The following is a 6843-nucleotide window of genomic DNA, read 5'->3' as shown; positions in this document are numbered from 1 at the left end:
GAACCTGCAGGGCAACTTTAAGTTTTCACCGCAACTGTTTTGGTCTACCGCCATCGTAATGCAATACAACCGCAATAAACTGCTGCAGCTCCCGGATGGTATTACTACCATGGATTACGGGCAACGTCACCTGGAAGTGGGTAAGCCTGTCGATCAGTTCTGGCTGCTGCAAAATGAAGGCATCTATAAAAATGATAATGAGATACCGGTATCAGACAAAGGTAAAGCCCTTAGCTATAATGGCATTGCCTTACATGCCGGCGATCCGCGCTGGAAAGATGTAAACGGCGACTATGTGATTGATGAAAAAGACAGGGTGATGCAAGGCCATACTACACCGCCTTTACGGGGAGGCTGGAATAATACCCTGCAATATAAAAAGTGGACAGTAGACCTGTCTTTCTCCTATGCGCTGGGCAATTATTTGCTGAACAGTGAAGTAGCTAACCATTATGATTTTGCCAACAGAGAAGGGGCAGAAGGATTAGCTGGTGTAAAGGAAGTTACTTTCTGGCAGCAGATTCCAGGCACCGACAAATATCCGCGTTACAATCCCTGGAGCCTGGTGAAACCATATCAGTCGGAGCAGACCTTGTTTTATGAAAAGGCATCCTGGTTGAAACTGCAGTCGGTGACGCTGAAGCATGACCTGGCTGCTTATGGTTTTGCGAAACGTACCGGCTTGCGTAAGCTGCAGGCATATGTGACCGCGCTGAATCTCTTCACGCTGTCGCCCTATTCCGGTGGTGATCCGGCCCTGGCAGATTACTTTGGTTACAGCAGCGGATATGCGCAACCGTTACCCCGGACTTTCACCATTGGTATCACCGCAGATTTTTAAAAGCATCCTACATGACAACATTTCGTTTACCTATAAAAATATTACTGGTGGCAGCTATGCTGACAACCGCCTGTAAACATACGCTGGAGGTGAATCCTACGCACCTGGTGCCGGAGGCGCAAATGTGGACCACCAAAAATGACGCCCGCTCCGCTGTATTTGCCACTTATGGTTTGTTTCGTGCTGCGCTGGCAGATAACAACGCATACCTTGTATATGGAGAACTGCGTGCTGGTGATTTCAACAGTGCTTCCCGCAGTGACCTCCATGCGGTGGCTACCAACCAGCTGAATGCCACTACTGCTACGCTTGAAGGCTGGAAGAACTGGCGCCGGTTTTATGCGGTGATTGCACAAGCCAATCTCTGTCTGGAAAAATTATCGCTGGTACACCAGAACGATTTCCGGTATACCACCGAAGAAATGACGCTGGACATTGCGAATATCCGTTTCATGCGTGCCCTTACTTATTTCTACCTCGTACGTATCTGGGGAGATGTGCCACTGCTCACCAATACCGGTGATGGCAGTTTCAAACCAGTGAAGAGAGAAAGTCAGGATAAAGTACTGGGACAAGCTTCACAGGATGCACTGGCCGCATTAGCTGCGTTGCCATGGAATTACACAGACAATTCCCCTGAACTGTTGTCGCCCTATTGGGGACAGCAGGGTGCACGCTGGAAGGGACTGATTGCGAGTAAAGGTGCCGCCTATACGTTGCTGGCGCATATTGCTGCCTGGCAAGGTGATTACCTGGCGGCAGAAAAGTATGCACATATTGCGATCGATAATAAATCGCGGGGTGGGTACTCTTATGTGGATGCCACTACGCTGACATCTGCCGGTGGTCCTTTCGTAGGACAAGGCGCTGATATCATCCTGGCCTTGCCCTTTAACAGCATCTACCAGGAATCTTCCGGCAGCGGACATATTGAAGACTGGACCCTGTCGGAGCCTTACATCTCCCGGGTTACACCGGACATATATGTTTCCAATGATACTATTCTCCGCATATTTAATGAAGCCAATGACAGCCGCTTTAAAGTGTCAGCGGCAGGAGTAGCTTCAGGCAACTATTTCACCGGGTTTGGTAACCCGCTACCTATGTTCACAAAGATCAAACAACTCAGCATTAGCGGTACTGATCCATTGCGCATGTTCCAATCGGCCATCGTTATTTTCCGCTATGAAGAACTGGTATTGCTGCGTGCAGAAGCACTGGTGTTCCTCGGCAAAAATGAAGATGCCATTTTACAGTTGAATGGCTTACGCGGACAGCGCGCCTTACCTGATTATACCCCTGCACTGGGCAACCTGGCAGATGTTATTCTACAGGAAAGAAGAAGAGAATTGTTGGGAGAAGGATGGCGTTGGTACGACCTGGTGCGGTTTGAAAAACTAGGCGTCTATACAGGCTTCAAACCCACTGATATTGCACAGGGAGCGCAGTGGTGGCCGGTATCCAAAGAGGTACTGTCTTCCGGTAAGGAAATTACACAAAATAAATTCTGGCAACAATAACAATACATTATGCAAGGAAAAATCAGCGTTGTCTTATTGCTGCTCTGTTGTGTAGTGATCGTGTCCTGTAAAAAAGACACCACTTACCGGCAGGCATTACCGCCACAAAATTATAAGGGCACGGTATACGAGTACCTCCGCTCACAACCCGGCAACTTCAAAAATGTATTGCAGGCGATCGATAAAAGCGGACTAGGTAAAATGTTGACCAATGATAGCGTCACCCTGTTTGCGCCTACAGACCAAAGCCTGGATGCTGCATTAGGGAATTACAACGTATATCGTCAAACTATTCACCAACCCGCTGTTACACTGAACGATATCGACTCTTCTTCGTGGCGTTCCATCCTGGGCAACTATCTCTTCACCGGAAACTGGCGTAGTGAAGATTTTGCGGGGCAGGACGGTAAGACGATGGTCAGTGCAGCACTCAGGGTAATGGACCTGCGATTGGTGCAGCGTACCGCCTCCGGCGCTGCAGGACTGGGATCTGAAGTGGTAAGGATTTCTCACATGAATGGTTCCCGCTTTATTAAATTTTGGGTATCTGCATTCGCTACTACCTCCGATGTACACGCCAGCAACGGTATGGTATTTATCCTGGAACCTGCTCACGTGGTAGGTTTCAACACCTTTGTGGCAAAAGTTTCGGAATACCAGAATCTTTATTCTGAGCAGAAAACTTTTGCAGATGGTGCTGCTGCTTTAGCCAATGGTACCATCACGCTGTGGAACTTTTATCCTAAAAAATTAAAAGCCATTGATGCGGCTACCGTGGAAACAGAAATGGCCAACAGGATAGCGGATAAGTATGCGATGCGGCTCACCGTGCATGCCGATAATACGGTTATGGTCACTGCTGCTCCTGCTTCTCCGGCCCAGCAAATTCAAAATAATGGTGCATGTTTCTTTGATCCGGCAGCTTCGCTGTTTAACCTGAACTATACCTATACAGATGTGAGCGGTAAAGTATATCAGGTGACGGAAGTGATCCGGTACAACGCTATCAGGGAGCAATAAATAATATAAACGACAAATGTTTTTCAGATGAAATGGCAAGATTATTTAAAATGCGCACTGGTAGTTACCATCACCACTACTGCCTGTAAAAAGCTACCTGAGAAAAGAGATTATCTCAGCCAGGATGCCAGCTTTAACAAGAAAGATATATATGAACCGGTGCTGGGACGGACCGCGCTGGAGCTAACGCAATTCAGTGCCGATGGTTCTACCTATCCCATGTTGTTTTCCATTGAAAATGCCCGGGACCTGAGTAGTGGTAAGGTACCGGCCGAACTCTTTACACCTATAAAAGTAAAGGAATGGCAACGCGACTATACCGGCCTTGAAAAATCGCTCGATGAAATTGAAGCCAAACGGGTATGGGTAAACGCACCTTTCCTGGAAATACGGAAAGGTTCGGGTGACCTGATTTTTCGCGCGGCCTCTTCTTCACAGATCAAAACCTACCCGGATACCGGTTATGCTTTTGATGTGAAAATAGTGAACAAGGGCAATGAACGTATCATCAAAGATTTTAGACTCCGCCCGCTGAAAGAAGTGCCATATGAACCTTATGAATATGACAAGTATACCCGTAAACGGATGCAGGAAATCCGGCAACCACCGGTAGGTGCTGCATACCGCGTGCCTTATACTAATCATCCCAACTACCTGCAGTCGATGCGGTATGCGAAGGACAGCCTTTTTACCGATACGCTGGTATCTGTTTACTTTAATAAAACCAGCGAATCCGGTCATTCGCTCACCTTTAAATTCCTGGATGAAAACCTGAAAAGCATGAACCCGGCTGTGTTTAATAATACCAAATGGGATCAGCTGGTGCATGGGTTTAACCGGAAACAAACAGACAGCTCCATGACATATGACGTGGGATATCCCATACCACTTACCGGACTCACTACCGCGTATGCCTCCAATGGAATGGCCACCTGCAAATTTGGATATAGCCGTAAGGGTTATGGCGGTGCCCGGGAAGATGCCTATTTCGGTTTGAGCTTCGCCATCTACGAACCTGGCGACTGGACGATCACCTTCTATTTCCGCCGGAACCCGATTTTCAATGACGATTAAACAATGCCTTTTATGAAGTTATATATACAATTACTATTACTGCTCCTTTTCATTGGTAATGGGGCAGTGGCACAGGATAAACTGATTGCCGTAAAAGGCAGGGTAGTGGCTTCCAGTGATCGTACTGCCTTACCGGGTGTGTCCGTATTTCTGCAAACCGCTGGCAGCAAGCCGAAAGCTATTGGTATTACAGATGCCAATGGAGAATTTAATGTAAGAGTGGCGCCGGATGCAAAGCTGGAGCTACGCTTTATCTCTTTCGAATCGATGGTGGTACCTGTGAACAACAGAACCAACATTAATATATCGCTGAAACCTTCTTCTACTTCTCTGAAAGAATCTGTGGTGATCGGATACCAGAAGCGCACCAAGGAAACAGTAACGGGATCGGTTACACGTATTACCGCCAAGGAAATACAGGATGTACCCGTTTCCAATCTTGAACAACTGATGCAAGGCCGGGTGGCAGGTTTAAATATCTCGCAAACAACTGGTGCTCCCGGATTTCGCGGATCTGCCTCTATCCGTGGTTTATCGCAGGTAATGGTAAAAGGAAGCGGCAATAATGCATACCTGACCCCACAGTCACCCCTATACGTCATTGATGGGGTGCCGGTTGACGCCAACGCCGGATTCGAATACGGTTTTCAGTCGAACGGTCCGGGTACCAGTCCGTTGTCACTCATTCCACCGGAAGATGTGGAGTCGATCGACGTAATGAAAGATGCGGAAGCCACTGCCTTATATGGCTCCCGCGGTGCGAATGGTGTAATTGTAATCACTACCCGTCGTGGCCAGTCTGCCGTACCTATTGTGCGCTATGCGGGGAACATGTTTATCAATTTTCCGCCCGCTCTGCGCAAAACAATAGGTGGTATGTCGGAGCGTGATTACCGTGTAGGCATGATCATGAATACCCTGAATGAAGATGAGATTCACCGGCTTTCTCAAACACAGTTTCTGGCAGATAGTCTCAATCCCTTCTATAATAATTCTACCAACTGGCAGGATATTTATTACCAGGTCACCTACAACCAAACACATAATGTATCCGTGAGTGGAGGTGATCAGAAGCTGAACTATAAAACGAACGTTAACTTCTACAATGAGCGTGGGGTAATTAAGAACACCGGTTTTGACCGTTACTCGCTGAACCAGAATATCAACTTCAACCCTACGCCAAGACTACAGGTGTCCGGCTATTTGTCTGCCGGTTTAGGTAAGAAGCTGAAAGGCAGTGGAAATGGTTTAACAGATGTAGGAGCAGGTGGAAGCATCGCTTCCTCGCTGTTGCCCGGCCCTTCCTATTTCAATAACGTAGGACATTTTACCGGCGCCATGCTGAGTAAAAATGATACCCGTACCTATGATGTACGTACGTATCTCAATATCATGTACGAACTGTTACCGCATCTGCAGTTGTTAACAAATACCAGTTACGACTATACCGCAGATCAGGAAGATACTTTTACACCCGCACTGGCCAACTCTGATCAGCCAAAGGTATATGGATTTACAGGTCGTAAGGATAATTTATACAACCGTACTGCCATCAACTACAACCGTACGTTTAATGATAAGCATAGCATTTACGCGGCTGTTTTTTCTGAGGCTACCTTATCGCAGATCCAGACAAAGGTGATCAACCTGCAGAATGGCCCTAATGATTTTTACCACGGGCCGCTGGGTTTTAATACCTATTATTCCAGTGTGAGTGGTATTCCTGATGCCGGTGGTTTTTCTGAAGTGCATTCCGTGGCCCTTGCCGCCAACTTTAGCTACGACTACAATAAAAAGTATGTTATCAACCTGAATTACCGCGCAGATGGTAACTCTTATTCCGGCGTGAAAGAACGGTGGGCAAAGAGCCCTTCCGTAGGTTTCCGTTATAATTTTAATAAAGAGAAATTATTTGAAGATAAGAAGTGGCTGGACTTCGGGGATGTGCGTTTCAGTTATGGTGTGAACTTACGACCCACCACAGATATCTACGCCTCATTGGGCTGGTATGATGTAGCGGGCAACTATAATGGCGTGACGCGTATTTCGCCGCACCTGGGACTGATGCCTAATCCATATCTGAAGCCGGAGAAGGTAGAACAGTTCAACTACGGATTTGATATGAGTGTGTTCAACGGGAGGGTGGCGCTTACCTTTGACGCCTATACGAAAACAGTATATAACATGCTGTATTCCCGTCCGCTTGCTACTTCTACCGGATTTTCCTCTACTTATACCAATGATGCATCATTGTATAACTATGGCTATGAAGCCAGCGTGACGTTCCGGCCGTTCAAGTCTACGTCTAAAGTTAATTGGACCCTCAACCTGAATGCGGCGATCAACCGGGATGTATTGTTGTCTTTACCAGGTGGTGCTACGCAGATG

General features: G+C 47.2%; 4 protein-coding genes and 1 pseudogene. All 5 read left to right on the top strand.

Going from position 1 to position 6843, the window contains the following annotated elements; genetic code table 11:
- Positions 1 to 841 (top strand): annotated as a pseudogene (locus tag VIP81_RS19095) (SusC/RagA family TonB-linked outer membrane protein); the annotation flags it as partial.
- An 11-nt stretch (positions 842 to 852) separates the two neighbouring features.
- On the top strand, positions 853 to 2361 hold the full coding sequence (locus VIP81_RS19090; protein ID WP_331964654.1) for a RagB/SusD family nutrient uptake outer membrane protein: 1509 nt from the start codon (positions 853 to 855) through the stop codon (positions 2359 to 2361).
- Between the two features lie 9 nt (positions 2362 to 2370).
- The gene (locus VIP81_RS19085) at positions 2371 to 3381 is read left to right on the top strand and encodes a fasciclin domain-containing protein (protein WP_331964651.1); all 1011 of its coding nucleotides are present in this window, start codon (positions 2371 to 2373) and stop codon (positions 3379 to 3381) included.
- A 27-nt stretch (positions 3382 to 3408) separates the two neighbouring features.
- Complete coding sequence (locus VIP81_RS19080) at positions 3409 to 4455, top strand: DUF5007 domain-containing protein (RefSeq protein WP_331964648.1); 1047 nt, start codon at positions 3409 to 3411, stop codon at positions 4453 to 4455.
- 12 nt (positions 4456 to 4467) lie between these two features.
- On the top strand, positions 4468 to 6843 hold a 2376-nt coding region (locus tag VIP81_RS19075; protein WP_331964645.1), incomplete at its 3' end, for a SusC/RagA family TonB-linked outer membrane protein.

Origin of the sequence: Chitinophaga sp., assembly GCF_036566945.1 — a bacterium.
Classification (GTDB): domain Bacteria; phylum Bacteroidota; class Bacteroidia; order Chitinophagales; family Chitinophagaceae; genus Chitinophaga.
Note: the sequence above shows the minus strand (reverse complement) of the source record. Positions and strands in the feature narration are given on the sequence as shown.

Excerpts from the sequence above, each read along its gene's own strand:
- VIP81_RS19085 (WP_331964651.1), top strand. The coding sequence starts at position 2,371 with ATGCAAGGAAAAATCAGCGTTGTCTTATTGCTGCTCTGTTGTGTAGTG.
- VIP81_RS19080 (WP_331964648.1), top strand. The coding sequence starts at position 3,409 with ATGAAATGGCAAGATTATTTAAAATGCGCACTGGTAGTTACCATCACC.
- VIP81_RS19090 (WP_331964654.1), top strand. The coding sequence starts at position 853 with ATGACAACATTTCGTTTACCTATAAAAATATTACTGGTGGCAGCTATG.